The 26,500-nt window shown below is 57.4% G+C and carries 25 protein-coding genes and 1 tRNA gene; 24 read left to right on the top strand and 2 right to left on the bottom strand.

What is annotated here, in order from left to right; translation table 11 throughout:
- The first annotated feature begins 113 nt into the window (after positions 1–113).
- The 6 genes from C1713_RS03470 (at position 114) to C1713_RS12325 (ending at position 6,955) form a co-directional block, all read left to right on the top strand.
- Positions 114–1,232, top strand: a complete 1,119-nt coding sequence (locus C1713_RS03470; RefSeq protein ID WP_009442304.1) for an ABC transporter ATP-binding protein — start codon at positions 114–116, stop codon at positions 1,230–1,232.
- Positions 1,225–2,880, top strand: a complete 1,656-nt coding sequence (locus C1713_RS03465; RefSeq protein WP_050344073.1) for an ABC transporter permease — start codon at positions 1,225–1,227, stop codon at positions 2,878–2,880. Before C1713_RS03470 ends, C1713_RS03465 begins: the two co-directional genes overlap by 8 nt.
- Positions 2,881–2,948: 68 nt before the next feature.
- Positions 2,949–3,989, top strand: coding sequence for an ABC transporter substrate-binding protein (locus C1713_RS03460; RefSeq protein ID WP_009442302.1), 1,041 nt, complete (start codon positions 2,949–2,951; stop codon positions 3,987–3,989).
- 284 nt (positions 3,990–4,273) lie between these two features.
- Entirely contained in the window at positions 4,274–6,004 is a 1,731-nt protein-coding gene (locus C1713_RS03450; protein ID WP_102493053.1) for a sensor histidine kinase, read from the top strand.
- The gene (locus tag C1713_RS03445; protein ID WP_009442300.1) at positions 5,976–6,740 is read left to right on the top strand and encodes a response regulator transcription factor; all 765 of its coding nucleotides are present in this window, start codon (positions 5,976–5,978) and stop codon (positions 6,738–6,740) included. The genes C1713_RS03450 and C1713_RS03445 overlap by 29 nt, the downstream gene beginning before the upstream one ends.
- A gap of 65 nt (positions 6,741–6,805) precedes the next feature.
- The gene (locus tag C1713_RS12325; protein WP_245870955.1) at positions 6,806–6,955 is read left to right on the top strand and encodes a secretion protein HlyD; all 150 of its coding nucleotides are present in this window, start codon (positions 6,806–6,808) and stop codon (positions 6,953–6,955) included.
- Here C1713_RS12325 and C1713_RS03435 read toward each other — a convergent pair.
- Positions 6,952–7,296: a cupin domain-containing protein gene (locus tag C1713_RS03435; protein WP_102493052.1), complete on the bottom strand. Its 345-nt coding sequence runs from the start codon at positions 7,294–7,296 to the stop codon at positions 6,952–6,954. The two genes, C1713_RS12325 and C1713_RS03435, sit on opposite strands and share 4 nt — an antisense overlap.
- 205 nt (positions 7,297–7,501) lie before the next feature.
- On the opposite strand from C1713_RS03435, the gene C1713_RS03430 reads away from it, so the two are divergent.
- The 18 genes from C1713_RS03430 (at position 7,502) to C1713_RS03345 (ending at position 25,003) form a co-directional block, all read left to right on the top strand.
- On the top strand, positions 7,502–7,855 hold the full coding sequence (locus C1713_RS03430) for a hypothetical protein (protein ID WP_170950759.1): 354 nt from the start codon (positions 7,502–7,504) through the stop codon (positions 7,853–7,855).
- A 78-nt stretch (positions 7,856–7,933) separates the two neighbouring features.
- Positions 7,934–10,348, top strand: coding sequence for a replication restart helicase PriA (gene priA, locus C1713_RS03425; RefSeq protein ID WP_102493050.1), 2,415 nt, complete (start codon positions 7,934–7,936; stop codon positions 10,346–10,348).
- A 105-nt stretch (positions 10,349–10,453) separates the two neighbouring features.
- Positions 10,454–11,311, top strand: coding sequence for a 4-(cytidine 5'-diphospho)-2-C-methyl-D-erythritol kinase (ispE, locus tag C1713_RS03420; RefSeq protein ID WP_039980828.1), 858 nt, complete (start codon positions 10,454–10,456; stop codon positions 11,309–11,311).
- Positions 11,312–11,341: 30 nt separating this feature from the next.
- Positions 11,342–12,079, top strand: coding sequence for a GntR family transcriptional regulator (locus C1713_RS03415; protein WP_009442294.1), 738 nt, complete (start codon positions 11,342–11,344; stop codon positions 12,077–12,079).
- Between the two features lie 27 nt (positions 12,080–12,106).
- The gene (gene glmU, locus C1713_RS03410) at positions 12,107–13,471 is read left to right on the top strand and encodes a bifunctional UDP-N-acetylglucosamine diphosphorylase/glucosamine-1-phosphate N-acetyltransferase GlmU (protein ID WP_102493049.1); all 1,365 of its coding nucleotides are present in this window, start codon (positions 12,107–12,109) and stop codon (positions 13,469–13,471) included.
- Between the two features lie 119 nt (positions 13,472–13,590).
- Complete coding sequence (locus C1713_RS03405) at positions 13,591–14,544, top strand: ribose-phosphate diphosphokinase (RefSeq protein ID WP_102493048.1); 954 nt, start codon at positions 13,591–13,593, stop codon at positions 14,542–14,544.
- A 136-nt stretch (positions 14,545–14,680) separates the two neighbouring features.
- The gene (locus C1713_RS03400) at positions 14,681–15,535 is read left to right on the top strand and encodes an NAD(P)/FAD-dependent oxidoreductase (protein ID WP_102493047.1); all 855 of its coding nucleotides are present in this window, start codon (positions 14,681–14,683) and stop codon (positions 15,533–15,535) included.
- A 38-nt stretch (positions 15,536–15,573) separates the two neighbouring features.
- Positions 15,574–16,290 (top strand): Crp/Fnr family transcriptional regulator, encoded by a 717-nt coding sequence (locus C1713_RS03395; protein WP_039980826.1) that lies wholly within the window; start codon positions 15,574–15,576, stop codon positions 16,288–16,290.
- Complete coding sequence (locus tag C1713_RS03390) at positions 16,284–16,985, top strand: hypothetical protein (RefSeq protein WP_009442289.1); 702 nt, start codon at positions 16,284–16,286, stop codon at positions 16,983–16,985. Before C1713_RS03395 ends, C1713_RS03390 begins: the two co-directional genes overlap by 7 nt.
- Positions 16,986–17,017: 32 nt before the next feature.
- Positions 17,018–17,092: transfer RNA gene (locus C1713_RS03385), tRNA-Arg, on the top strand.
- Positions 17,093–17,213: 121 nt separating this feature from the next.
- On the top strand, positions 17,214–19,871 hold the full coding sequence (locus tag C1713_RS03380) for an Hsp70 family protein (protein ID WP_102493046.1): 2,658 nt from the start codon (positions 17,214–17,216) through the stop codon (positions 19,869–19,871).
- A 25-nt stretch (positions 19,872–19,896) separates the two neighbouring features.
- The gene (locus C1713_RS03375) at positions 19,897–20,190 is read left to right on the top strand and encodes a late competence development ComFB family protein (RefSeq protein ID WP_009442287.1); all 294 of its coding nucleotides are present in this window, start codon (positions 19,897–19,899) and stop codon (positions 20,188–20,190) included.
- Between the two features lie 161 nt (positions 20,191–20,351).
- The gene (gene cysE / locus C1713_RS03370) at positions 20,352–21,074 is read left to right on the top strand and encodes a serine O-acetyltransferase (RefSeq protein ID WP_039980823.1); all 723 of its coding nucleotides are present in this window, start codon (positions 20,352–20,354) and stop codon (positions 21,072–21,074) included.
- Positions 21,075–21,083: 9 nt separating this feature from the next.
- Positions 21,084–22,514 (top strand): cysteine--tRNA ligase, encoded by a 1,431-nt coding sequence (gene cysS / locus C1713_RS03365; protein WP_102493045.1) that lies wholly within the window; start codon positions 21,084–21,086, stop codon positions 22,512–22,514.
- A gap of 7 nt (positions 22,515–22,521) precedes the next feature.
- Positions 22,522–23,022, top strand: coding sequence for a Mini-ribonuclease 3 (locus tag C1713_RS03360; protein WP_009442284.1), 501 nt, complete (start codon positions 22,522–22,524; stop codon positions 23,020–23,022).
- Complete coding sequence (thyX, locus tag C1713_RS03355) at positions 23,012–23,650, top strand: FAD-dependent thymidylate synthase (protein WP_009442282.1); 639 nt, start codon at positions 23,012–23,014, stop codon at positions 23,648–23,650. Before C1713_RS03360 ends, thyX begins: the two co-directional genes overlap by 11 nt.
- 20 nt (positions 23,651–23,670) lie before the next feature.
- Positions 23,671–24,468, top strand: coding sequence for a 23S rRNA (guanosine(2251)-2'-O)-methyltransferase RlmB (rlmB, locus tag C1713_RS03350; RefSeq protein ID WP_102493145.1), 798 nt, complete (start codon positions 23,671–23,673; stop codon positions 24,466–24,468).
- Position 24,469: 1 nt separating this feature from the next.
- Positions 24,470–25,003: an NYN domain-containing protein gene (locus C1713_RS03345; protein ID WP_102493044.1), complete on the top strand. Its 534-nt coding sequence runs from the start codon at positions 24,470–24,472 to the stop codon at positions 25,001–25,003.
- 44 nt (positions 25,004–25,047) lie between these two features.
- Here C1713_RS03345 and C1713_RS03340 read toward each other — a convergent pair whose 3' ends face one another.
- Positions 25,048–26,496 carry a TrkH family potassium uptake protein gene (locus C1713_RS03340; protein WP_102493043.1) on the bottom strand — a complete coding sequence of 483 codons (1,449 nt, stop codon included), beginning with the start codon at positions 26,494–26,496 and terminating at the stop codon, positions 25,048–25,050.
- Positions 26,497–26,500 lie beyond the last annotated feature (4 nt).

Raw genomic sequence — 26,500 nt, 5'->3', positions numbered from 1 at the left:
TCCGGATATTTTTGCAGTTTTAAGGATATTATTCTATCGCAAATATTTGTATAATACATACAATTAAATAAATAATAGTGTGATCGTGCGTATTTCCGATTGGAGGAGTGAAAATGAGCGTAGCGATAGAGATCGAGAATGCCGTCAAGAAATACGGTGATCTCACCATTATCCCGGGGATCACGGAGCATATCCGAAATGGAGAGTTTTTTACCCTGCTTGGTCCCTCAGGCTGCGGCAAGACGACGCTCCTGCGCATGATCGCAGGATTCAACAGCATCGAGGGTGGCGACATCTGCTTCAACGAGAAGCGCATCAATGACATTCCCGCGCATCAGCGCAACATCGGCATGGTGTTCCAGAGCTATGCGATCTTCCCGCATCTCACCGTGCGGGAGAATGTAGAATATGGGCTGAAGCTGCGTAAGGTGCCAAAGGCGGAGATGAAGGAGCGCGTCGATAAAATCCTCGACGTGGTACAGATCACGGACTATCAGGATCGCCTTCCTGAACGTCTCTCGGGCGGTCAGCAGCAGCGCGTTGCACTTGCCCGTGCCATCGTCATCCATCCGAGCGTACTGCTCATGGATGAACCGCTTTCCAATCTCGATGCAAAGCTGCGCGTGGAGATGCGTTCCGCGATCCGCGCGGTACAGAAACAGGTTGGCATCACGACGGTCTATGTCACCCATGATCAGGAGGAGGCACTCTCGATCTCCGACCGCATTGCTGTCATGAACAAGGGCGAGATCCAGCAGACGGCGCGTCCGCAGACCATCTACGAGCGCCCGTGGAACATCTTTGTCTCGACCTTCATCGGGCACTCCAATCTCTTCCGCGCCACGGTGAAGCGGGCGGGAGAGAAGACGAGCGTCGTCTTCCGCAATGGCTGGGAGATGCCCATGGAGGGGATCGAGGATGCGGCAGAGGACGGAATGGAGGTCGTCGTCTCCGTGCGCCCCGAGGAACTGTCCATTCAGTCCGAAGGACTTTCGTGTGAGGTGCGCACAAAGGTGTTCCTCGGCAAGTACATCAACTACAGCCTCGGCTTCGCCGATGAGATGATCCTGCCGCATCAGGCATCCATCGAGTTCTCACAGGATCTCGGCCATGCTGAGCAGCAGCTGGAGGTTGGGGATACGGTCTGTCTGCGCCCCAATGCAAAGCGTGTCAATGTCTTCACGGCAGACGGCTCACGCAATATTTTGAAGGATGTGGTGCACTATGAGTAAGCATGGCGTGCGCCTCGACTTCTGGACGGGCATCACGGCTCTGTCGATTGCCGTGTTCGGACTCTTCCTCATCTATCCGCTCTTTTCCCTCTTCATCTCGGCGTTTCAGGATGCCGTAACGGGGGAGTTCACGCTTGAGCACTTCACACATTTCTTCGAGCGAAAATATTACTATCAGTCGATGATCAACAGTTTCAGCGTGACGGCCTGTGTGACGGTGCTTGCCATCGTAATCGGAACGGCACTCGCGTACTGTATGACACTCTTCCGTGTGCGTGGCAAGACGGCACTCGAGATCTGCATCATCATCTCGCTGCTCTCGCCGCCCTTCATCGGCGCGTACTCATGGATTCTCATCGGCGGGCGCAGCGGCATTCTGACGCAGTGGCTGCAGACGACGTTCCACTATGAGTTCCCGTCGATCTACGGCTTTTCAGGCATTCTGCTCGTGCTGACGTTGAAGCTCTATCCATTCATCTACCTCTATGCCGCCGGTGCGATGAAGAGTATCGATGCGGCCTTGGTGGAGGCGGCAGAGAGTCTTGGCTGCAGCGGTATCCGCAAAGTGGCGACGGTCATTGTACCGCTCATCACACCGACCATTCTCGCAGGGGCACTCATGGTGTTCATGAATGCGATGGCGGACTTCGGTACGCCGATGCTGATCGGTGAGGGGTTCAACGTCATGCCCGTCATGATCTACTCGGAGTTCATCAACGAGGTCGGCGATCAGGCGAATTTCGCGGCAGCGATGGCGGCGATCATGGTCGTCATCACCTCGACGATCTTCCTGCTGCAAAAGTATGTGGTGAGCCGCAAGTCGTTTACGATGAGCTCCCTGCGCCCGATTGCGGTGAAAGAGCTGCACGGTGCACGGAATGTACTGATGCACGCCGCCATCTATCTGCTCGTCGCACTGTCGCTCATCCCGCAGCTCGTTGTGGTCTACACCTCATTCCTGGAGACAAATGGTGCGGTCTTTACGGGCGGCTACTCACTTGAGAGCTATACGACGATCTTCAGTAGTCTGGGGACGGCGATCTCGAACACCTATCTTTACAGTACGGCGGCCATCCTCATCATCGTCTTCCTCGGTATGACGGTCGCTTATCTGACAACGCGGCGCAAGAGCCTGCTCACGGACATCATCGATACGCTGACAATGTTCCCGTACATCATCCCGGGCTCTGTTCTTGGTATCACGCTGCTCCTCGCGTTCAATGAAGAACCGCTGCTCCTCTCGGGGACGGCACTCATCATCATCATCTCTCTCGTGATCCGTCGCCTCCCGTATACCCTGCGCTCAAGTTCGGCGATTCTCTATCAGATCAGTCCGAGCATCGAGGAGGCGTCTATCAGTCTTGGTGCGTCCCCGCTGAAAACCTTCTTTAAGGTGACGGCGGTGATGATGCTCCCGGGTGTCATGAGCGGCGCGATCCTCTCGTGGATTACGGCGATCAATGAGCTCAGTTCCTCGGTCATCCTCTTCACGGGCGCGACCAAGACCATGTCGGTCGCCATCTACACGGAGGTCATTCGTGCAAGCTACGGTACGGCGGCAGCACTCTCGACGATCTTGACGCTCACGACGATCGCCGCGATGCTGATCTTCTTCCGCGTGTCGGGCAGCCGCGACGTTACCCTCTAATGCGTTTTTTTCGGGCACGTTCCCGATGATGTTATAGGTTTGGCAGTTTTGTCAAAGGAGGTCATCTCATGCGATTCAAAAAGGTGATTGCCGCCGTCGCGGCATCCCTCGTTCTCGGCACCGCGCTCAGTGGCTGCGGCGGCGGGAGCGGTGGTGAGAAGCAGGCGGCAAAGGCAGACGACAACAGTCTCGTCATCTACTGCCCGCATCCACTTGCCTTCATCAACCCTCTTGTCGAGGAGTTTGAGAAAGAGAGCGGTGTAAAGGTGGAGGTCATCGCCGCCGGTACGGGCGAGCTCCTAAAGCGCGTCGAGTCCGAGAAGGCAAATCCTCTCGGGGATATTTTCTGGGGCGGCTCACTCAATACGATGAAGCCGAAGGCGGCGCTCTTTGAGAACTATACTTCGGTGAACGAGGATCACATTCAGCCCGCGTTCAAGAACACCGAGGGACCGATGACGCGCTTTACGGATATTCCGAGCGTTATCATGATTAATACGAACCTCATCGGCGATGTGAAGGTTGAGGGCTATGAGGATCTGCTGAACCCTGCGCTCAAGGGCAAGATCGCGTTTGCCGATCCGTCGAAGTCCTCGTCCTCCTATGAGCATCTCATCAATATGCTCTATGCGATGGGGAACGGTGATCCGGACAAGGGCTGGGACTATGTGGAGAAGCTCTGCCGCAATCTGGACGGCAAGCTCCTCTCCGGTTCGTCTGCCGTTTACAAGGGCGTTGCTGACGGTGAGTACGCTGTCGGTCTGACCTTTGAAGAGGGCGGCGCGAAATACGTCGCCGACGGCGCTCCCGTCAAGCTCGTCTACATGAAGGAAGGCGTTATCTCAAAGCCGGACGGCATCTATATCATCAAGAATGCAAAGCACATGGAGAATGCGAAGAAGTTCATCGACTTCATTACGAGCAAAGAGGCACAGAGCATTATCGCCTCGCAGCTCCATCGCCGCTCCGTGCGTGACGATGTGGATCCGCCTGTCGGCCTCCTGCCGAAGGATCAGATCAAGATCATCGATGATAATGAGCAGGTTGTCGAGAAGAATAAGAAGTCGTGGCTGGACAAGTTCAAGGACATCTTTACGAGCGTCCAGTAAACGCTGTGTGAGGATAAAGATACCGAGGCGCAACACCTCGGTATTTTTGTTTTTGCCCAAATTTGGTATAATAGAGTCGGATGTTAAGGAATCGCTGATAAAATGAAGTCCGTCGGATTGGTGCAGATTTTTTTGTCCTGTCAAGGAGACAAACCGGACGCATAGCAGAGGCTATGTGGAGGATTCTAGGGCACAGACAGGGCGAAAAAGATGTACTAAGACGGCGGTGCTGAATTTATCAGTGCTTCCTTAATTAGTTCGTATGCCGTATGAGGAGGGAGTGCGTGCGGAAATTTCAAGATGAGGTGCGTAGTGCACTCCTTCTGTATGCCATTGTACCCGTCGTGCTCATCACGGTGATCTGTCTGTTGCTGGCAGCGTTATACTGGCAACGGAATGTTGCCGCCCACACGGAGGAGGAGGTACGGGCAACAGGGGCAATCTTTACGGAGCTGACGCAGGACTATGAGGAGCGTGCCGCAGCGATCGCAGCGGGTGGACTCGATGGATTCCATGCGGACGGAAATGGGCGAAGTGCCGCGATGGAGCGCATCTACGCACAGCTCAACCGCTATGGTTCACAGCCGCATTTCTTCCTCCTAGACGTGGAGCGGCACGTTCTCTTTTCCACAGAGCAAGAGGTTCCGCCATATCTTCTGCCTCCGTCAATGCACTGGGGCGTACTCTCGCGCATGGAGCGACAGGAGGGGAGCGTAGCGGAGTTTGTCCCAAACGGCGCGCAGGATTGGGACTATGTTGTCGGGCAGGCAGTTCGCTATGCTCCTAGCACGGGGGACGCTACATCGACAATCGAAGGCTATGCCGTCTTTGTCCTGCCCGCGCGGGAACTGGGACAGCATTTGCAGACGGGGGAGAAGTTACACATCGTCATTACCGACCGCGCGGAACGTGCACCATTTGTCACAATGCCCACACTGCGGGACAGTGCGTTTCAAAAAATCGTGCCCGCATTGGACGGTAGGACGGGGCTGGTCAGCGTGGATGGGCAGCACTATTATGCGGCATCTGAGGTGTTGGACGGGGGATTTACCATCTATGCGCTTTTTCCGCTCGGCAGTCGAATCGCTCAATTTGCAACGGGGGCGGCGATTCTTCTCGGCGTCTTTTTGCTCATGCTGCCGCTGATTGTCGTCAGTGTGCGGCGTGAGACGTGCGATAAGACACAGGCGGTCAGCGAAATCGTGGATGCGTTTCGCGCGGTGCGCCACGGCGATCTGCAGAGGAGACTTGTGATCCGCTCAGATAATGAGTTTGAGGAGATTGCCGCCGCCTATAACCGCATGGCGGAGAGTCTCGTCCGCCTGATGCGTGAGAACGAGGAGGAGGCGCGCGCGGGGGTTATCTCGGAACTCCGCCAGCTTGAGTCACAGTTCAATCCGCACTTTCTCTTTAACACGCTCGAGAATATCAAGTTCATGACGAAGCTCGCCCCCGACGATGCCGTGCGTATGATTTCTGCTCTTTCGACACTCCTGCGCTACAGCATTGACAATCGTGTGCGGCAGGTGACGCTCGCCGAGGATCTCTGTCATCTGGAACGCTATATTGAGATTCAGCGGCTGCGTTTTGGGGCGCGGTTTTCCTATCGCGAGGAGATGGAGGAAGGGGCAGAGACTTGTCTCGTCCCAAAGCTGTTCCTTCAGCCCATTGTGGAAAATGCCATCCACTATGGTGCGGATGCAGAGGGGAACATAGAGATCGTGTCGCGGATGACCATGGAGGCAGAGCAGCTGCATATTGTCATTGAGGACAGAGGGCTGGGGATGGATGCAGAAACGCTGCATCGTCTGCGGACGATGATGGCGGAGGGGGAGAACCGCTCCGTGCATACGGGGCTTTATAATATCGACCGTCGGATTCGCCTGCTCTATGGCGTGGAATACGGTGTGAAGATTTCGTGCCCACCATCGGGCGGTACGCGCGTGGAGATGGTGCTGCCGATTCGACGCAGCGGAGGTGAGGAAAATGCAGCGTGTGCTGATTGTCGAGGATGAGGAGATCATTCGCAAGGGACTGGTATGTACCATTGACTGGGCGGCGATGGACTGCGTTGTCGTCGGTGATGCCGCCGACGGTGCGGCTGGGCTGGAGCTGCTGCGCACAACGCATCCCGACATCCTCCTGACGGACATCCGTATGCCGCGCATGGATGGGATCACGATGGCAGAGCACGCACGCGATGAGGGGATTCTGCCGCAGCTCATCTTTCTCACGAGCTATGCGGAGTTCGATTATGCCAAAAAGGCGATTGAACTCCATGCCGCAGATTATTTGCTGAAACCGGTCAACGAGGAAGAACTAGCAGCGCTTCTGCATCGCCTTGCAGAGCACGGCAAAGAAAAAATAGAGCCTGCTCCACTGTCGGAGGGGCTCGATTGGGCACGATATTTTTCGGATGAGGGGCTGAACCCCTACGTCCGCCATGCGATGGAGCGGATTCGCAGCGATTATCATGAAAAACTCAGCATTGAACAGCTGGCGGAGGAAGCTGGTGTGAGTGCGAGCTATCTCAGCCGCAAGTTCAAAGAGACGACGGGTCAGACATTCCTCGAGGCGCTGACGCGGGAGCGTCTGCATAAGGCAGTAAGTCAGCTGGCATCAGGAAAATATCGCGTCTACGAGGTCGCCGAGGCGAATGGATTTGGCGACTATAAGAATTTTTGCAGTGTGTTCAAAAAGTATATGCACACGTCGCCGCGTGCCTTCATGCAGGAGCGGCAAAAAAAATAGAACTGTGTTATGGAACGCAGCTCTATTTTCGCGAATCAGTGATTCTCTAGGGAATCGCTGATAAAATGCAGTCCGTCGGATTGGTACAGATTTTTTGTCCTGTCAAGGAGACAAACCGGACGCATAGCAGAGGCTATGTGGAGGATTTGTCGACACAGACAGGGCGAAAAAGATGTGCTAAGACGGCGGTGCTGAATTTATCAGTGTTTCCCTAAGCCTCGGGGAATGCGACGACGAGAAGCATCTTAAACGGCACATCTTTTGTCGCATAGACGGAATGCGGGTGGTTGGCGGGCATGACGATGCTCTCACCGGCGTGGAGTTCGTATTTCTCACCGTCGATGGTGATGATGCCCGCACCGTCGAGCGCTGTGACGAACGCGTCTCCCTTGGATTCGTGCGTGCTGATGCCCTCGCCCTTGGCGAAGGCAAAGAGTGTGATGCCGAGACCTTTATTTTGGACGAGCGTCTTGCTGACGACCTGTCCGTCTGCATAGGCAACCTGGTCCTTGAGTGACAGCACCTGTGCGTCCTCGATATTGTTTAAGATTGACATGGTAATCCCTCCTTTATGCTGATAGTATAACATCTGGTTTGTCAAAAAGTCAAAGATGTGCAGAAAAAATAATATTTATTCTCAAATAAAGATTTATAATAGTTATGTTTATTTGGCTGTTTTCTGTTGTCAAACACTGTGTCATGCCCTATAATAACAAATAGATTATGTTATCGTATCAATGACTTCGAAGGGAGATGTTGTTATGGCACTCAGTCGTGAAGAGGTGATTGCTCAAGTAAAGAAATTGGCAGAAGCACCGTCGGTCTATGCGGGACTGAAGGAGAAGGCAGAGTATTTTCTCCGCGCAGCGGGAACTGCAGAGGAGCACGCTTCCTTCCACACGCTGGTCGAGGAATTGAAGGGCGATGTGCTGACGATTGATCAGCTCATTGGGTTCACGGATTCACCGGACGGCGTCAAGGTCTTTGGTGAAAAGAAAGCGCAGGAACTGGCAGCTGCTGCGAAGAAGGCAAAAGAGCAGGGCGAGGATACCTGTATCTGTCCTGCCTGTCAGGCAGGCAAGGCGATTCTCGCCAATCAGGCGGTCATTGGATAATCAGACGAACGGGAGGGAAGGAGCTGCTGCACGGATGTGTTCGTGTGACGGCTTCTTTTTTGCGGAAAAGGGGAAGGCATGACGGTTGCCGATGTCTATGTCAACATTCCCGTCAAGAGTATTGCCACGGCGTTTACCTATGTCGTGCCGGATGCGCTGCCGCAGATCGATGTAGGATGGCGTGTCTTCGTCCCGTTTGGCAAGGTGCGTGTTGAGGGATTCGTCGTCGCCGTACGCCCCTACGATGCGGCACGTGATGGCGCACATCGTCTGCGCGCGATTCTCGAGCCTGTGGATGAGGAGGCGTGGTTTACGCCGCAGCTGCTTGCAGCGGCACAGGAGCTGGCGGCATTTTATCTCTGCTCTGCGGCAGAGATGATGCGGCTCTTTATGCCGGGCAAGAGTGGGCTGCGTATTTTTTCCGCCTATGTGCCGGCAGAGGATGTGGATGAAACGCATCCCATCCTCATGGATGCGGCAGCACGCGCCGTTTACGACTGCCTCTGCGAGTATGGCGAGCAGCGCGGGGCACAGCTGCGGACGGCTCTGCCGGCGTGCGATGTGGATGGGGCATTGGAAAAGCTCCTGCGCTATGGCCTCATACGCAAGGAATACCGTGCCGATCGGCGTGACAAGGCAAAGTATGAGAAGTACTATACGGCGGGCGAGATTACGGAGGAACTGCTCCGTGCATTCACGCGGAGACCGGCGCAGCGGCGCGCATTGGAGCTCTTTCGCATGGAGCGCGAGCACACGCTCGCAGAACTGAAGCAGGCAGGGATTACGACCGCGACCATCCGACATCTGACCGATGCGCATATTCTCATGGAGCACCTGCGCCGTCAGGTGCGTGACAGCTATGCGGCAGGGGCGCGTGAGACGTGCGGGGAGACGCTGACGGAGGCGCAGCAGCATGCCGTCGCCGCACTGCAGGCAGGCGCTGCCGCGGAGACGTTTCACGGCTATCTCCTTCATGGGGTGACAGGGAGCGGCAAGACGCGTGTCTACATGGAGACAGCTCGAGCCGTTCGGCGCGCAGGGCGGCAGGTCATCGTACTCGTGCCGGAGATCGCGCTCACGGGTCAGCTCATCACGGCGTTTCAAGAGAGCTTTGCCGGAGATATTGTCGTCTTGCACAGCCGCCTTTCACTTGCCGAGCGCAACGATGCCATCTTCCGCGTGCGGCGCGGCGAAGCGGGGGTCATCATCGGCGCACGGTCCGCGCTCTTTACGCCGGCGGGGAACGTCGGCTGCATCATCCTCGATGAGGAACAGGATATGTCCTATAAGCAGGATGAGTCCCCACGCTATCACGCACGCGTTGTCGCAGAGATCCTGGCACGTCGGCATGGGGCGATCCTCATCATGGGGAGCGCAACGCCCTCGCTTGAGACGTATGCACGGGCGCTCTCCGGGGAACTGACGCTCCTCCGCATGCCGGAGCGCATCGGTGCGCAGCCACTGCCGCACGTGCGTGCTGTCGATATGCGTGAAGAGCTGCGTCATGGGCGGCGCACGATCCTCTCCAACGATCTGCGTGATCTCCTGACGGAGACGCTGGCGCGCGGTGAGCAGGCGATCATCATGCTGAATCGGCGCGGCTATTCGACGTTTGTCCTTTGCCGCGCTTGTGGCTTCGTGCTCTCCTGCCATGCGTGCGGGCAGCCGATGGTCTACCATGCCAACGGTACTCTCGTCTGCCATCACTGTGATCTGCGTGCCGATGTACCTACGGTCTGCCCCAAATGCGGCAGCCGCTGCATCAAATATTTCGGGGCGGGCACGGAAAAGCTCGAGGCAGAGTTGGCACAGCTGCTCCCACAGGCTCGTGTGATCCGCATGGACCGTGATACGACGGGACGCAAACACGCCCATGAGGAGATCCTTGCGCATTTTCGTCGACGCGACTACGACATCCTCCTCGGCACACAGATGGTGGCAAAGGGGCACGACCTGCCCGGCGTTCAGACGGTCGGCATCATCAGTGCGGATGCGAGCCTCAATCTTCCGGATTTTCGTGCGGCAGAACGATGTTTCATGCTCATCACGCAGACGGCGGGACGCGCAGGGCGCCATGGTGCGCGCGGCGAGGTCATCGTCCAGACGTACAATCCGGAGCACTATGCGGTGCAATCTGCTCTGCGGCAGGATTACGAGGCGTTTTACGCACAGGAGATCGTGCTGCGGCGGGAGCTGTTCTATCCGCCGCTGAGCCGTCTCGTCAAGCTCCTCTTTCACCAGATGGATCGGCAGCGCGCATGGGATGCAGCAGCTGCGTTCGCGGATGTGTTTCAGAACGAGTTTCATGGGCGACAGGGATATATGCTGGTTGGGCCGTCTCCGGCACTCATCGCACAGGAACGTGGGGAGTATCGTTTTGTCGTACTCATCAAGGTAGCCGACTTGGTCGATGTGCAGGACTTCCTGCGGGAACAGGGGATGCATCTGCGCGATGATGTTGCCATAGATATCGATCCAATTACTATTTTTTAATTGGAAACTATTGAATATAATTCAAAATCCTGCTAATCTGAGAGAAGAAGGAGTTTGTGACGTTATGTGGTGCAAATCCTCTGCACAATGGAAGAAGGTCTGCCGATGGTGGCGGTAAATGGGTATGCGAAGATCAACCTGCTGCTCGACATTCTCGGGCAGCGTGAGGACGGCTACCATGAAATCGCGACGGTGATGCAGTCCCTCGCACTCGCCGATACGCTGACGCTCACCAAGCAGGAGTCGGGGATCACGCTGACGGTTGACCTGCCGGGACTCGAGGCGGATGAGCGAAATCTCGCCTATCGCGCAGCGGCGCTTCTCATGCGGGAGTGTGGCGTGCGCGGCGGCGTTCACATCCGCATCGACAAGCGAATTCCCATTGCAGCGGGCCTTGCCGGCGGGAGTGCAGACGCGGCGGCTGCGCTGCGCGGCGTGAACGAGCTCTATGCGCTCGGACAATCCGATGCAGAACTTTGCCGTCTTGGAGCGCAGATCGGCTCGGACGTACCGTTCTCCCTGATGGGAGGGACGGCACTTGCCACGGGACGCGGCGAGGTGCTTGAGCATCTGCCCGCTGCATTCGATCTGCCGGTCGTCCTCGCAAAGCCGCCTGTGGCGGTCTCAACCCCGTGGGCGTACCGATCCTATGATGCAAATCCGCCGACGCAGCATCCAGATCGTGCGGCATTCCTGCGTGCGCTCCATGCAGGGGATATAGCGGCGTGCCTGCGTATGGCAGCAAACGTGCTCGAGCCCATAACGGAGGCGGCACATCCCGTCGTCGGCGACTATCGCGCGCGCCTGCGTGCGGCAGGGGCGGTCTGTGCGATGATGTCGGGCAGCGGCCCCACGGTATTCGGCATATTTACTGATGCAGATGATGCAGCGCGTGCGGCAGAAATGATGCGGCAGGAGACAGATGCTGACGTACATCTGACGCATACGATGGGGCAGATGTGAGGGGTCAGCAGTAGGCAGAGGGATATAGCTATGCAAGGAAAATTATCGCCGGTTGTGGTCAACAGTTATCAGCCCCTGCGCGAGATCGTCTGTGAGGTGCTGCGCGAGGCGATTCGCGGTGGCGTCTTGAAGCCGGGGGAGTGGCTGAAGGAGAACGATCTTGCCGATGAGCTGCTCGTCAGTCGTACCCCCGTGCGCGAGGCGATCCGCAAGCTGGAGCAGGAGGGCTACGTCGTCACCGTTCCGCGGCGCGGTGCCTACGTGGCGAGCGTCTCCATCCGTGACATCAACGAGATCTTCGAGATCCGTGCCGCACTTGAGGTACTGGCCTGTGAGCTGGCGGCAGAGCGCATCACGGAGGAGGAGCAGGAGCGGCTGGAACGCCTCCTGGTCGCCATCGGACGCGCGATCGAGGAGCATGATATGGAGCGTATCGTGCAGACGGACATCGAGTTTCATGAGCTGCTCTATCAGGCAGCGCGCAACGAGCGCCTGCTCGCGATCATCGGCAATCTGCGCGAGCAGCTGACGCGGTTTCGCACGATTTCCATGTCGTATCCCGGGCGTCTCAAGGCGACTCTGGAGGAGCACCGCTCTCTTGTCGATGCCATCGGTTCGGGCGATGCCCGCCGTGCGCGCAAAATGGCGGCGAAGCACATGGAGAACTCGGAGCAGACGCTGCTCTGTGCGATTGAGGAACAGGAAAAGAAGACGGGGACGCCCTTGCTCAAGCGGCGCTCCAAACGGAATGGCAGCGATGCCGAATAGGCAGCGATGGAAAAAGGGAGGCGTGTCATGTTGGATTTTATAACGGTGATACTGGCAGCAGGCAAGGGAACGCGCATGAAATCGAAGCTGCCGAAGGTGCTGCACCGCGCAGCAGGAAAACCGATGCTGCAGCATGTCATAGATGCAGCAGATGCGGCGGGCGCACGCCGCAATATTGTCGTCACGGGCTTTGGCGGCGAAACAGTGCGCAGGGCGATCGGGGACAGCGTGGAGTACGTTGAGCAGAAAGAACAGCTCGGGACAGGGCATGCCGTTCTGCAGACAAAGCCGCTCCTCGGCGAGGAGCACGGGACGATCATGGTGCTCTGTGGCGATACCCCACTCCTTACGGCAGAGCTCTTGGCACGATTCCACGAGGAACATGTCCAGGCGGGGGCAAAGGCGAGTGTGCTCACAGCCATCATGCCGAACGCCAAGGGCTACGGGCGTGTCGTGCGCCGTGACAATGGCGAGGTTCTGAAGATTGTCGAGCACAAGGATGCGACGGAGGAGGAGCGTCAGATTCACGAGGTCAATGCCGGGATCTACTGCTTTGACGCACAGGCGCTTTTTTCGGCGCTGGCCAAGGTGACGAATGACAACGCACAGGGTGAGTACTATCTGCCCGATGTGCTCAGCATTCTGCGCGATGCGGGGGAGAAGATCTGGGCGGTTGCGGCAGACGACTACGAGAGCACACTCGGCATCAACTCGCGCAGTCAGCTCGCCATCGCTGAGCGCATCCTGCGGAGGCGCAAGACAGAGGAATTGATGGCGGACGGGGTGACGATTATCGACCCGCATACGACCTTCGTGGATGCCGATGTTCGTGTCGGCATGGACACGGTAATCTATCCCTTTACCTTCCTTGAGGGCGATACGGTGATCGGTGAGGACTGCTGCATCGGTCCTCATGTGCGTTTTCAGAACACCGTGGTCGGCAATGGCGTCAAGGCACACTACGCCTATGTGCACGATGCACAGATCGACGATAATGTGGATCTTGGGCAGTTCAATCACATCCGCCCCGACAGTCATATTTCTGCGGACGTTAAGCTCGGGAATTTCGTCGAAGTCAAAAACTCCGACATCGGCGTGGGAACGAAGCTGCCGCATCTCTCCTACATCGGCGACTGTGATATGGGCGCGCACGTCAACATGGGCTGCGGCACGATCACGGTGAACTACGATGGGAAGAAAAAGTACCGCACGGTGGTCGGAGATCATGCCTTCGTCGGGTGTAACTCCAACCTCGTTGCTCCTGTGACGGTCGGAACGAATGCCTACGTCGCTGCGGGATCGACCATCACACACGACGTCCCGCCCGATACACTTTCCATCGCCCGTGCACGTCAGAAGGAGGTCGAGGGCTGGCACGACAAGCGTAGCTAATAACAGAAAAATGAAAAAGCCCCTGTTAGGCTTCCCAAATGCTGGTGTGCGTGCTATACTAAGTATGAATTGTGTATTCACTAATAACCGCACGCTCGGTATTTGGGAGGAACAGAGAGATGAGTTTTCCGGCCGATAATGTATGCATCCTGACGGGAAATGCCAATCCACAGCTGGCGAAAGCAATCGCAGACCGCATTGGCATTCCGCTCTGTGAGGCATTCGTCGGACAGTTCAACAACGGTGAGATCCAGGTGATGATTGAGGAGAGTATCCGCGGGAAGGATATTTTCATCATTCAGCCGACCAGCTATCCTGTGAACGACAACCTCATGGAATTGCTGATCTTGACGGATGCGTGCAAACGCGCGTCGGCACACAGCATTACGGCGGTCGTCCCCTACTATGCCTATGCGCGGCAGGATCGCAAGACGCGCGGTCGCGAGCCGATCTCGGCGAAACTCATCGCCGATCTGATGACGACGGCAGGGGTGACGCGCGTTGTCACCGTCGATCTGCACGCAGGACAGATTCAGGGATTCTTTGATATTCCTGTGGATCACCTTGCCGCAGCACCGGTACTAGCAAATTACTTCCGTGAGCAGAACATCGAGGATCTCGTTGTCGTCTCGCCGGATCTGGGCGGTGTGACGCGTGCGCGTATCATGGCGGACTTCCTCCGTGCGCCGATTGCCATCATTGAAAAGCGACGTCCGTGTCCCGGCTGTGCTGAGGTCATGAACCTCATCGGTGATGTCGAGGGCAAGACGGCACTCCTGATCGACGATATTGTCGACACAGCTGGGTCGCTCTGCGAGGGCGCAAAGGCACTTGCCGCGCGTGGTGCGAAGCGCGTACTGGCAGCATGTTCCCATGCGATTCTGACCGATCCGGCCATGGAGCGGATCAACGCGTCCGTGATCGATCAGCTGGTCATTACGGACTCGATTCCGCTCGCACCGGAGAAACAGTCGGAAAAACTCGTCGTACTCTCGCTCGCACAGTCGCTCGCCGATGTGATTGTGCGCATTCAAAGTCATCGTTCGGTAAGTCTGCTCTTCAATCATCACTGAGCCGACGATATCGATGGAGGGAGGAAGGGGCGTCCCATGAGACGTCCCTTTTTCGCATCTGTAGAAATCACTGATAAAATGATGCGTCAGGATGGTAGTGTTGAACTTATTCGTGCTTCCTATATAGGAGACAGGTATGCATGTTGTGATTGTCGGCACCGGTCCCGCCGGTGTCTCGGCTGCGCTCTATGCGCGGCGCGGCGGTGCCGATGTGACGGTAGTCGCCAAGGACGACGGGGCACTCTCCGCTGCCGATCGGATCGAGAACTACTATGGTTTCGAGGAACCTATCTCCGGGGCGGAGCTTCTGCATCGCGGCAGTGAGGGTGCCCGTCGTCTGGGCGTTGTATTTGAACGCGATGAGGTGGTGGGCTTTGCCTCGCCGCCGGAAGGTAACGGCTATATTGTCGTCGGACGGCAGCGCAGCTATGAAGCAGATGCCTTGATTCTGGCTGCAGGAGCACAGCGTGCGGGACTCCCCGTCGCGGGCATCCGCGCGTTCGAGGGTCACGGTGTCAGCAGCTGTGCGGTCTGCGATGCGTTCTTTTATCGCGGACGGCATGTCGCTGTCATTGGGGCAGGGGCATACGCGCAGCATGAGGCGCAGATCCTGCTCCCGCATGCTGCACGCGTGACGCTCCTGACGAATGGCGCCGCACCAGAGGTTTCCTTTCCTCCTGCCGTCTCCGTCGATACGCGCCGTCTGCTTCATGTCGAGGGGGAGCGCCGCGTGGAGCGCGTTGTTTTTGCCGATGAGACGTCGCTGGACGTGGATGGAGTCTTTCTTGCCGTCGGTGTAGCAGGGAGTACGGCGCTGGCACAAAAACTGGGCGTTCGGCTTGACGGCAGCAGGATCGCCGTCGATGCACACATGGCGACTAATGTCCCTCATGTCTATGCAGCAGGGGACTGCACGGGTGGTCTGCTGCAGATCGCCAAGGCTGTGTACGAGGGGGCACAGGCGGGACTGTCCGCTGTAAAAACGGCATAGCCGTGGAAAGGAAATGAAACGAAAAAGGGGGGATGATTATGTCGGAACATGTGTCAAAGGCACGTCCTTTTCAGGATTATATCGATACATTTGATCTGTGGAAGCCGCTGACGACAGAGCAGCGTGCTCTCCTAGCTGCTCATACGCACTATCGCCGCTGCACCAAAGGGGAGATCATTCATCGCGGTGCGCTTGGGCATCTCGGAACACTGCACATCGTATCCGGCACACTGCGCGTCTACGTCGTCACGGATGAGGGGCGCGAGTTGACCCTCTGCTTCATGCGCGTCGGCGAAGTCGCCCTCCTTTCGAGCGCAGCATTTCTCGGCAGTGTTTCCTGCGAGGTCACGATTACGGCGGCGGAAGATACGGAGCTATTCAGCTCGGAGATGGGCGTCTGCCATAAGATTCTCGAGGAGAACATCCACGCGCGGCTGCTGGCGTATGAGGGTGCCGTTCACCGTCTCTCAGAGATGCTGTGGCGGTTTCAGCAGATGCTCTTTACTCCCGCCGACCAGCGTTTGGCAAAATTCCTGCTGGCAGAGACCGAACGCACGGCGGGCAGTGAGATTCGCCTGACCCATGAACAGACGGCACAGGCGCTCGGTACGGCACGTGAGGTCGTCAGCCGTCTGATTGGTGAGTTTGCGCAGGAGGGCATGGTACGTGCCTCGCGCGGCTGTATTCACATTCTTGATCGTGCGGCACTCCGTCGCCGTGCTGATGAAGGCGTGGGGGATCGTAAGCGATGCTGATCTATGCTCTTGTCGTCCTTGTCCTGCTGCTGCTCATATTGCTGTTTCGCTATCTGCCGCATCGGATCTTTATTGTCTTTGTCGCGCTTGCTGCAGTACTCTGTGCCATCGTTGTCCACATGCAGCTGCCGGAGCGTGCTCCTGCTCCGCTGACGCAGGAGCAGCGCGCCGCGATTGCGCGGGATCAGGACTACTTCATGCCGTGGTGGGCGGCGTATCAGAAGCAGGTCGCAGAGCTCGACCGCGGCTGGACGCGCTATCATCAGATCCTCTCCGATGCCAAGGCGGGGAATGTACGCCTGTCGGTGACGCGCGAGCGGCTTTCGTCACTCGAACAGGACATGCAGGAACAGCGCAGCCGCATCGAGAAAAATGCACCTCCGCTGGAACTGTCGGATGATGTCTACGACCATCTCGCGTCCATTCTCAGCAAGACCGATGACTATGCGGCGGCGCAGCAGAAGGCAGTGACGCTGACGCGTGCAGCCGCCGAGTCTGCAGCGATGAAGGAGAAGGATGCTGCGGCGCAGGCACGCCTTTTGGAGCTCGTCATGCTGCGTGAATCGCCTGTAGCACTCTTCATCGAGGACGATATCATTGCGGTTCGCGACTATTTTGCACCCATCTCGGCGGCACATCGTGCCGATGAGGAGGATGGCGCACGCGCGGAGCAAGAAAAAAATATCGACAAATAGATACTTTTGCGTTATAATGCACCATGTGCTTTGCGCTCGTAGTCCAGTGGATAGGACGTTAGCCTCCGGAGCTGAAAGCGTGGGTTCGACTCCCGCCGAGCGCACCATGATGATCCATCACCCCGCGAAATATCGCGGGGTTTTTTCATGCAGAGAAGAAAAGGATTTTTCTGAAATACGAAGAATATTTATATAAAGGAATTTTGTTTTTCGTTAGGAGATGAATGAATGACGCGAAAAGAGGTGCAGGCGACGGCGCGTCCGGTGCTCATGCGCAGCTTACATCTGAAAAAGAACGCATTTCGGCAATTCTTTTACGAGAGTACGCTTCGTTTTGGAAAGCAAATCGGCAGAGATATTGCTGCGCTCAAAGATGAGACAGCCTCCATTGTCAATAAGAAGTATATGTTCTCCCTTGGGATGGAGACGAGCGGCGCACAGAGCTTCCTGAAATGGATTTCGGATGAGTTCAACGCCGAGGATGTCTCGCACGAGCAGGAGGAGCGTCTGCGCCGTCTGGTGGCGGAGTATCCGAAGATCCGTGCCTACATCCGCATCGAGGAGGATCAGCTCATCTTTGACCATGAGCGTTTTGCCGAGGATGTGGTGGCAGGGCGGTTCAAGGAGACGATCTTCGGCACGACCTTTGACATCCAGAGCGTTATTGAGACGGCGATCAATACGGGCTCGGTTGCCCTCGATTTTTCCATCGAGCCGTTCAAGAAATCTCTCCTGTATACGGACCATGTCCGCGCCAATATCCAGCCCTATGCGGAGCGCATCCTGACGGATATGAGCCTGGGGCATTGGGATCTCTACGAGGAACTGACGGATGAGGGGCGTGAGGACAGCGTCTGTCTGCGTCTGCCGCCGACGGATTTCCTCGTGGCACGTCCGCCCCAGATGGACGTGATCATGAACGGAACCTGCGCGATCGACTTCGGTACGCGCAGTACGGTCGTCGTCTGCCGTGACCGCGAGGCACGTCTCCTGCGCATCGGCAAGGGCGACTACTCCAATGAGCCGACGATTCAGGACTATGAGAATCCGACGGCGATTGAGCTGATCGATATTGAAAAGTTCAAGCAGCTCTACCGTGCACGCGAGGGACGCCCCTATACGGAGTGGGCGCAGGTGACCGCGTCGCATCAGGCGGCGGATGCGATCTTTGAGCGTCAGTCGACGGAGGGGATCGCTGTCTACTACTCCGTGTTCAGCGAGCTGAAACGCTGGACAAGGGACACGGCGAACTCCCCGATCCTGAAGGATCGGCACGGCTACATTCAGGAGGTAAAGCCGTATGCGGAGACGCAGCCGCTCGATGCGGGCGGCTTCGACCCCATCGAGATCTACGCCTACTATCTCGGACTCTATATCAACAATATGCATCGCAGCATCTATCTCGACTATATCCTCTCCTTCCCCGTGGGCTATGAGAAGAGCGTACGCGAGCACATCCGCCAGAGCTTTGAGCGCGGACTCAGAAAGACGCTGCCGAAGGCTCTTCTCGACGATGCGGATATGATGCGCCGTTTCCGCGTGTACGATGGGGCAAATGAGCCCGCTGCGTACGCGATCAGTGCCCTTGAAGCATACGGGCTTGAGCCGAAGCGTGCGGGCGAGGAGGTCGCCTACGGCGTGTTTGACTTCGGCGGCGGCACGACGGACTTTGACTTCGGCGTGGAGTCCGTACCGGAGAATGGGCGGCGCAAGTTCATCATCGAGCAGTTTGGTTTCGGCAGCGATATGTATCTCGGCGGAGAGAACATCCTCGAGCTGCTTGCCTACGAGGTATTCAAGGACAATCTGCCCGAGATGCGCCAGCATAAGATCACATTTGCGCTCCCGCCCGAGAGTGAGACATTTGCGGGGGCGGAGGCACTCGTGCGCGAGACGCGCGATGCGGCGTCGCATCTCAACAACAAGATCCTCGCCGAGCGGCTGCGTCCCTTCTGGGAACATGGCGCAGGCTATGAGGAGTTCGCGGCTGGGGATGCGTTCGATACGGAGATGACACTGTTCTCCTCGGAAAAAACGGGGAATGCAGGAAACCGTGCGGATGTCCGCCTGCACATCGACGTGAAAAAGCTCGAGCGCACACTTGAGAACCGCATACGGCGCGGCGTAGATAACTTCTTTCAGGCGATGGCGGCAGCCTTCAAGGGACGTGATGTACGGCAGGTACACATCTTCCTCGCGGGCAACTCCTGTAAGGCACCCATCGTACGGAAGCTGTTCGATGAGTACATTGATCGTCAGATCGGCGCCATATCGCCCGCAGCGAAAACGGCAGGCGAGAAAACGGACGGAAAGAAGCAAGAGCATACAAAGTCTACGATGCAGCGCAAGGACGCACCCTTCATCCTCTACCTCCCGCTCGGTATGGAGCATGAGGAGAAGGAGATGGGCAAAAAGCTCCTCGATGGTTTTGACCGCCTGCGCACGGGAAAGACGGGCGTGGCCTTTGGTCTGCTCCGCTGCCGTAAGGGCGGGAAGGATGTCAAGATCATCAACAAGAATGTCGATGCGCATGACGAGCTGCTGTTCCCGTATTTTCTCGGCAGCCTGAACGAGCATGGCTGCTTCCATGTGGACATCGATGCACGCGTCGACTACGGTGTATGGACCTACTTTACGTATGCGGATGAGGATGAGTTCGAGCTGTACTACACGCAGGAACCGCGTGCGCTCAAGGGGAACATGAAGGCGGCTGAGGTGCGCATGGTGCGGTGCATGATCGACGACAGCGATGTGAGTGACGACGACGATGTCGGTGTCTATATCCGCAAGAAGTCGCCGAATACGATTGAGTACACGGTTGCTGCGGAAAAGGCGCTCATGGCGAAGAACTACAAGGGAACCATCTATACCGTTCGTCTGGGCTGAACCCACGGTGGGGAGGAATGATGCGATGAATCATCTGCCATTTAAGAACTACATGGAGGATGCCGTCGATCACATGCTGAAGCGTCTTGCGCCGCAGTACCCCGACATCTGTATGTGCGATCGGTGCAGGACGGATATGATGATGATTGCCCTCAACAATCTGCCCCCGCGCTATGTGTCGACGCATAAGGGCGACGTCCTGAACCGCGCTGAGGGCATGGAGCTCCAATACGAGGTGGAGGTGCTCACAGAGACGGTGCGCGCAATGCAGATCGTCGATGGACAGCCGCATCATGGCCGTGATGAGGAGGGGCTCTGAGCGTGCCGACAGCTGCAAGAAAACACTCGTGAGGCGTGGCTCTGCGGGTGTTTTCTTGCGGTTGCGCGGCAGCTCTTTTTTTGATAAAATAAAAAAGCACGGCACAAACTTCGATGTTACCCGTGTTGTTTTTTGTGTTTTATCACAGAGAGGATTCTTTCATGTTCGCACAGATCAGGCGCGATATTCGCGTCGTTTTTGAGCGTGACCCGGCGGCGCAGAGCGTGATCGAGGTGGTGCTCTGCTACGGCGGGCTGCATGCCATCTGGCTGCACCGTATCGCCCACGCACTCTTTGTGCGCGGCTGGGTGCTGATTCCGCGCCTGATCTCGAACTTCGGGCGTTTCCTGACGGGGATTGAGATCCACCCGGGAGCGAGCATCGGCGAGGGGCTCTTTATCGACCACGGGACAGGCATTGTCATCGGGGAGACGGCGGAGATCGGGCGGAATGTCACGCTCTACCAGGGGGTGACCCTCGGTGGAACGGGCAAAGAAAAGGGAAAGCGCCATCCGACGCTCGGCAACAACGTCGTCGTGGCATCGGGTGCCAAGGTGCTTGGCTCGTTCACGGTGGGCGACCACGCCAAGATCGGTGCGGGCTCTGTTGTCCTGCGACCCGTTCCCGCACATGCCACAGTGGTTGGCATCCCGGGGCGCATTGTCGTGATGAAGGGACAGCGTGTCCGTACAGAGGCAGAGCTGCTGAGGGCACGCGCCTACTCCATAGACTGTGAGGAGAGTGCCGAGGAGATCGCGAGTGAGCTGGATGTTGACCTCGATCATGACATGCTGCCCGATCCGGAGGCGGAGATGATCGAACAGATGCGTCAGGAGATCGCCGCACTGAAGGCGCGGCTGGATGTCCTTGAAAAGCGTGAATAAGGAGATACGATGATTACTGTTTACAATACAATGACCCGAAAAAAAGAAGAGTTTCACCCGCTGCGTGAGGGCGAGGTCAGCATTTACTGCTGCGGTGTAACTCCCTATAATGACCCGCACATCGGAAATGCACGTCCCTTTGTGACGTGGGATGTCATACGCCGCTATCTCGCGCACAAGGGCTATCGCGTACGCTACATCCAGAACTTCACCGACGTGGATGATAAGATCATCCATGCGGCGAATCGCGAGGGCGTGACGTGGAAGGAGATCTCTGACCGCTATATCGCCGCCTACTTCACGGCGATGGATGCGCTGAATGTGCATCGTGCCGATGTATTCCCGCGCGTCTCCGAGACGATGGACGACATCATCCGCATGATCGAGACGCTGATCGAGCGCGGCTATGCCTACGTTACGGAGGCGGGCGACGTCTACTACAGCGTCGAGGCATTTGCTCCGTACGGATGCCTCAGCGGACGCAGTCTTGACGACATGGAGGCAGGTGCGCGCGTCGAGGTCAACGAGACGAAGCATCATCCGATGGACTTTGCTCTGTGGAAGGCGGCAAAGCCGGGCGAACCCTCGTGGGACAGCCCATGGGGGAAGGGACGCCCCGGCTGGCACATCGAGTGCTCGGCAATGTCTGTGAAGTATCTCGGTGAGGCGTTTGACTTCCACGGCGGCGGCAGCGATCTGATCTTCCCGCATCACGAGAATGAAATTGCACAGGCAGATCCATGCATCGACGCTGACGTAAAATTTGCACGTTACTGGCTGCACAATGGCTTTATCACCATCGACAACGAGAAAATGTCGAAGTCGAAGAATAACTTCTTTACGGTCAAGGACATTCTGAAGGAATATCCGGGCGAGGTGATCCGTTTCTTCATCCTCCAGACCCATTACCGCAGCCCGCTCGATTTCAGCGATGAGCGGCTGAAGGAGGCACAGGCGGCTCTTGCGCGTCTGAAAGGCGCGAATGACGTGATCGACGAGCTCCTGAAACGGGAGGGAACAGCGGACACGGCGGCGGATCTTGCCGCGCAGGCGGAGACATTTCTGCGCGACTTTGATGCAGCGATGGACGACGATTTCAACACGGCACTTGCGATCAGTCAGATGTTTGGGCTCGCGAAGGAGATCAATCGCTATCATCAGGAGATCGAGCGCGGCGCAGCGTTTGACATGGCACATTTCCGCATGGCAGCCGAGGCATATCGCAAAATGGCCGGGATCATCGGCATCTTTGAGCAGGATGAGGTGGCTCCCGCAGACGATGGCCTGACTAATGCTATCATGGACTTTGTTATCTCCCTGCGGCAGGAAGCGCGTGCACAGAAGAACTGGGCACTTGCGGATAAGATTCGCGACGGGCTGAAGGAGGCGGGCGTTCTCATCGAGGACACGCCGACTGGTGTGCGCTGGAAGCGGGCGTAACAAGCGCATGAAGTTTGAACGCTTTCAGCAGCTCGTTCGCACGATGTTCCTGCCGGATGGCGACGGGAATCCCGCCGTGCGCTATGACCATGTGGATGCCGCCCAGGTGCATCCGCTCGTGCTTGCCTACATTGGCGACGCATATTTTCACCTCTATGTACGCATGCGTCTCCTCTCGTACGAACAGACGCAGGTGCAGGGGCTGCACGCATTCAGTGCTCAGATCGTCTCGGCGGTCTGGCAGGCACGCGCCTATCGCGGCATCGCCCCTATGCTGACCGAGGAGGAGCAAACGATCTACCGCCGTGCACGGAATACGAAGAGCCATGCGCCGCGCAGTGCATCAGTCGCGGATTACCATGCGAGTACGGGCTTTGAGGCGCTTCTCGGCAGCCTCTACATTCGCCATGAGACAGAGCGTCTCGAGGAGATTACAGAAGCGGCATTTCAGATCATTGCCAAGGCAATGATGGAGGAGATGCAGGGGGAAAAAAAGCATGGAAATTAAACTGATCTCGAAGACGCCGAATTACCTTAAAACTTGCTGGACAGCGGCGCGCACCTGCTACAGCGCAGACTCGCCCATCGAACTGCTCACGGAGGAAAAGACGGAGGAGGAGATGCTGCGTCTCCTCACGCGCATTATGACGAGCAAACATCTTTCTGTCGTCGAGCACTGCTCCATGACCTTTGCCGTTAAGGATGTGTCGCGCACGCTCCTCGCCCAATACAGCCGTCATCGCATCGGCGTTTCACTGAGCGTGCAGAGTCAGCGCTATGTCTCGGAGCAGTCCGAAAAGCAGACGGACGGGCTCTTTGAGCATGTCGTCCCGCAGACCGTGGCGGAAAACGCAGAGGCGTATGCACGCTATATGGCTTGTATGCAGGAGATCCAAAAGACATACGACGAGCTTCTCGCGCTCGGTGTCGCAAAGCAGGATGCGCGCTTTGTTCTGCCGGGCGGAGCGTGCACGAATTTCGTCACGACACTCAATCTGCGCTCCTTTATGGATGTCTATGAAAAGCGCGTCACAACCCCCGGGGCGCAGTGGGAAATCAAAGAGATGATGCTGCGGATGCGCGATCTCATCGTCGCAGAGGAGCCGTGGCTTGAAGCGTTTATCCCGCGCAGCTGATGGTGCAGAAGGTGAATCCGATGAAAGAAAAGCATGCACAGCGCAATGCTGTGCCGCAGGAGGAAAAGGCCCCGCCCATCTTGGCGGGACGGCATGCCATCATCGAGGCGATCAAGGCGGGGCGCGGCATCAACCGCATTCTGCTCGCCGACAATGTGCGCGGTGGTGGCGTCAACGAACTGCGGGATCTCGCACGCGAGCATGGCATCACGGTGGACACGGTCGGCCGCAGCAAGCTCGATGCCCTCGTGTCGCAGGATGTGCGGCATCAAGGGGCAGTCGCCTATGTTGCACCCGTCGCCTACGCTGCGGTGGAGGAGATCATCGCGGGCGCGCGGGCGCGCGGGGAGAATCCGCTCCTCCTGCTCCTCGACGGCATCGAGGATCCGCAGAATCTCGGCGCATTGCTCCGCACAGCAGATGCGGCCGGCGTCCACGGGATTCTTCTCCCGCGCCGCCACAGTGTCCCCCTGACGGAAACCGTCGCGCGCGTTTCGGCGGGGGCACTCGAATACGTGCCCGTTGCGCGCATCGGCAACATCGCACAGACCATGCGTGCGCTGAAAGAGCAGGGCTTTTGGATTGCGGGGGCGGATATGAGCGGCGAGGAGACCTATGACCATGCCAATCTCACAGGCGCTCTCGTCCTCGTCATCGGCAGCGAGGGACGCGGCATGAGCCGCCTCACGCGTGATCTCTGTGACTTTACCGTACGCCTGCCCATGGTGGGGAAGATCAACTCCCTCAATGCCTCCGTTGCGGGGGCGATCCTCATGTACGAGGCACAGCGGCAGCGCAGGGCAAAGGCTGCGGTGTGACATGGCAATGCAGCGGGAACCCGCGTATTACCTCATCGACGGCTACAACGTCATCAACGCGTGGCCGGAGCTCATTCGCCTGCGCAGCAACCTCGACGAGGCGCGTGATGTCCTCATCCGTATTTTGACGGAGTACGGTGCGTTTGAGAACTACGAGATGACCGTTGTCTTTGACGCATTTGCTACGGACGAAGAGGAGCATGCGCTGGAGATCAGCAGTCGTATGCGTGTCATCTATACAGCGACGGGGGAGACGGCGGACAGCTGCATCGAGAGGCTCGCCTATACAGCGGTGCGCATGGGACGTGAGGTACACGTCGTCACGTCGGACGGAGCAGAGCAGAGCCTTATCCTCGGGGCAGGCGCGTATCGCATTACCTCACCCGAGCTGCGGCGTTCGGTAAAAAAGGCAAAAAAATTGATGCGTGCGGAGTACATCAGCACGCACACGAAACCGCTCGGGCGCATCGAGGTGCACGAACGGATCGATCGTGCAACACTGGCGCGGCTCGAAGAACTGCGGCGTAAAAAATAGTAGGGACTGTCAGCGAAGATGTTTCGCTGGACAGTCCCCATTTTTTACCACCGATACGTCCTGCGCCAGAACGACGGCTGCAGGAGAATGAGCAGGGTGAAGATCTCAAGGCGGCCGAGGAGCATCGTGAGGCAGAGTATCGCCTTTGAGAAATCGGAGAGCGGTGCGTAGGTGGAGGTCGCGCTCACGATCCCAAATGCGGGGCCGATGTTGCCGATGGTCGTGATGGCGACGGCGACAGCATCGAACGGGAGAAGACCGTCCATGGCGAGCAGGAACGCCGTGACAAAGATGACGGCGAGGTAGAGAAAGAAAAATGTCCCGACGCGCAGCAGCATTGCGCCGTCGACATGTGCGCCCGTGAGCGTGATATCCACCACGCGGTTCGGATTCAGCTTTTGGAGGACGACGGCACGTGCGTTGCGCACGAGGAGGATGAGGCGTACCACCTTGATGCCGCTTGCTGTCGAGCCTGCGCAGCCGCCGATCACCATGAGGAGGAGCAGTACCATCTTGGAGAAGGTCGGCCACGTCTCAAAGTCCGCCGACACGAATCCCGTCGTCGACAGCGAGGTCACCTGAAAGATTGCGACGCGTGCCGCCATACTGCCGTCCATCCCCATCGAGAGGATGAGGTTGAGCGCGATGAGGAGCGTCGCCGCGAGAACGATGCCGAGATAGGTGCGAAACTCCGTGTTGTGCAGAATGACCGCAGGTCCCTTGACATAGGCACGGTAGTAGAGTGAGAAGCTGCCGCCTGCGAGGAACATGAAGAGCGCCGTCCACAGCTCGAATGGGAGATTGTGAAAGTGCATCGTGCTGTCGTCGTAGGTGGAGAATCCACAGGTTCCGATGGTGGACATTGCGTGGGCAAGAGCAATACTGAAATCGACACCGCACAGCATGAAAACAGCCGTTGTTATGATGGTGAAGATCAGATAAATTTTAAAGAGTGCGACGGTCATCTCGTGCAGGCGCGGCATGACGCGGTCGAGCGTCGGACCGCTGCCCTCGGCACTGTACATATAGATCGTGCTTGCCCCGGACTGCGGGAGCAGCGCGATAAAGATCACGATGATGCCGAGGCCGCCGATCCACGCTGTCATCATCCGCCAGAAGAGGATGCTGTACGGCACCCCATCGAGTGTGACAAAGACCGTCGCGCCCGTACCGGTAAAGCCCGAGATACTCTCAAAGAGTGCGTCGAGAAAACCGAGGTAGTGGCCGAGGAGGTAGGGAAGCATCCCGAGAAAAGTCCCCGTGAACCAGCCGAACGCTGTAATGGCGATCCCCTCGCGCGGGGTCAGATCATCGGAGCGTTCCCCGTAGCGGCGAAAGGCAATGCCGAAAAAAATGCTGACGAAGACGGACAGCATGAACGCCTCGCGGCTTGCCTCCTTGCCGACGATGGCGAGGACGAGGGGGATCGCGAGTGCCGCCGCCATCGCAAAGGAAAGGCGTGACAGAATATAGTTGACCGTATAGATATTCATAGCG

The sequence above is a fragment of the Centipeda felix genome (assembly GCF_900186465.1).
In the GTDB taxonomy this organism is placed as follows: Bacteria; Bacillota; Negativicutes; order Selenomonadales; family Selenomonadaceae; genus Centipeda; species Centipeda felix.
The sequence above is the reverse complement of the archived record's forward strand: the minus strand, read 5'-3'. Positions and strand labels throughout refer to the sequence as shown.

What these genes read in the sequence shown, in the direction of transcription:
- C1713_RS03345 (WP_102493044.1), top strand. Translation starts at nt 24,470, where the DNA reads ATGGCAATGCAGCGGGAACCCGCGTATTACCTCATCGACGGCTACAAC.
- C1713_RS12325 (WP_245870955.1), top strand. Translation starts at nt 6,806, where the DNA reads ATGCAGTCCGTCGGATTGGTACAGATTTTTTGTCCTGTCAAGGAGACA.
- C1713_RS03395 (WP_039980826.1), top strand. Translation starts at nt 15,574, where the DNA reads ATGTCGGAACATGTGTCAAAGGCACGTCCTTTTCAGGATTATATCGAT.
- C1713_RS03360 (WP_009442284.1), top strand. Translation starts at nt 22,522, where the DNA reads ATGAAGTTTGAACGCTTTCAGCAGCTCGTTCGCACGATGTTCCTGCCG.
- C1713_RS03380 (WP_102493046.1), top strand. Translation starts at nt 17,214, where the DNA reads ATGACGCGAAAAGAGGTGCAGGCGACGGCGCGTCCGGTGCTCATGCGC.
- rlmB (WP_102493145.1), top strand. Translation starts at nt 23,671, where the DNA reads ATGAAAGAAAAGCATGCACAGCGCAATGCTGTGCCGCAGGAGGAAAAG.
- C1713_RS03470 (WP_009442304.1), top strand. Translation starts at nt 114, where the DNA reads ATGAGCGTAGCGATAGAGATCGAGAATGCCGTCAAGAAATACGGTGAT.
- C1713_RS03445 (WP_009442300.1), top strand. Translation starts at nt 5,976, where the DNA reads ATGCAGCGTGTGCTGATTGTCGAGGATGAGGAGATCATTCGCAAGGGA.
- C1713_RS03465 (WP_050344073.1), top strand. Translation starts at nt 1,225, where the DNA reads ATGAGTAAGCATGGCGTGCGCCTCGACTTCTGGACGGGCATCACGGCT.
- glmU (WP_102493049.1), top strand. Translation starts at nt 12,107, where the DNA reads ATGTTGGATTTTATAACGGTGATACTGGCAGCAGGCAAGGGAACGCGC.
- C1713_RS03435 (WP_102493052.1), bottom strand. Translation starts at nt 7,296, where the DNA reads ATGTCAATCTTAAACAATATCGAGGACGCACAGGTGCTGTCACTCAAG.
- C1713_RS03460 (WP_009442302.1), top strand. Translation starts at nt 2,949, where the DNA reads ATGCGATTCAAAAAGGTGATTGCCGCCGTCGCGGCATCCCTCGTTCTC.
- thyX (WP_009442282.1), top strand. Translation starts at nt 23,012, where the DNA reads ATGGAAATTAAACTGATCTCGAAGACGCCGAATTACCTTAAAACTTGC.
- C1713_RS03415 (WP_009442294.1), top strand. Translation starts at nt 11,342, where the DNA reads ATGCAAGGAAAATTATCGCCGGTTGTGGTCAACAGTTATCAGCCCCTG.
- priA (WP_102493050.1), top strand. Translation starts at nt 7,934, where the DNA reads ATGACGGTTGCCGATGTCTATGTCAACATTCCCGTCAAGAGTATTGCC.
- C1713_RS03340 (WP_102493043.1), bottom strand. Translation starts at nt 26,496, where the DNA reads ATGAATATCTATACGGTCAACTATATTCTGTCACGCCTTTCCTTTGCG.
- C1713_RS03405 (WP_102493048.1), top strand. Translation starts at nt 13,591, where the DNA reads ATGAGTTTTCCGGCCGATAATGTATGCATCCTGACGGGAAATGCCAAT.
- cysS (WP_102493045.1), top strand. Translation starts at nt 21,084, where the DNA reads ATGATTACTGTTTACAATACAATGACCCGAAAAAAAGAAGAGTTTCAC.
- cysE (WP_039980823.1), top strand. Translation starts at nt 20,352, where the DNA reads ATGTTCGCACAGATCAGGCGCGATATTCGCGTCGTTTTTGAGCGTGAC.
- C1713_RS03430 (WP_170950759.1), top strand. Translation starts at nt 7,502, where the DNA reads ATGGCACTCAGTCGTGAAGAGGTGATTGCTCAAGTAAAGAAATTGGCA.
- C1713_RS03400 (WP_102493047.1), top strand. Translation starts at nt 14,681, where the DNA reads ATGCATGTTGTGATTGTCGGCACCGGTCCCGCCGGTGTCTCGGCTGCG.
- C1713_RS03390 (WP_009442289.1), top strand. Translation starts at nt 16,284, where the DNA reads ATGCTGATCTATGCTCTTGTCGTCCTTGTCCTGCTGCTGCTCATATTG.
- C1713_RS03375 (WP_009442287.1), top strand. Translation starts at nt 19,897, where the DNA reads ATGAATCATCTGCCATTTAAGAACTACATGGAGGATGCCGTCGATCAC.
- ispE (WP_039980828.1), top strand. Translation starts at nt 10,454, where the DNA reads ATGGTGGCGGTAAATGGGTATGCGAAGATCAACCTGCTGCTCGACATT.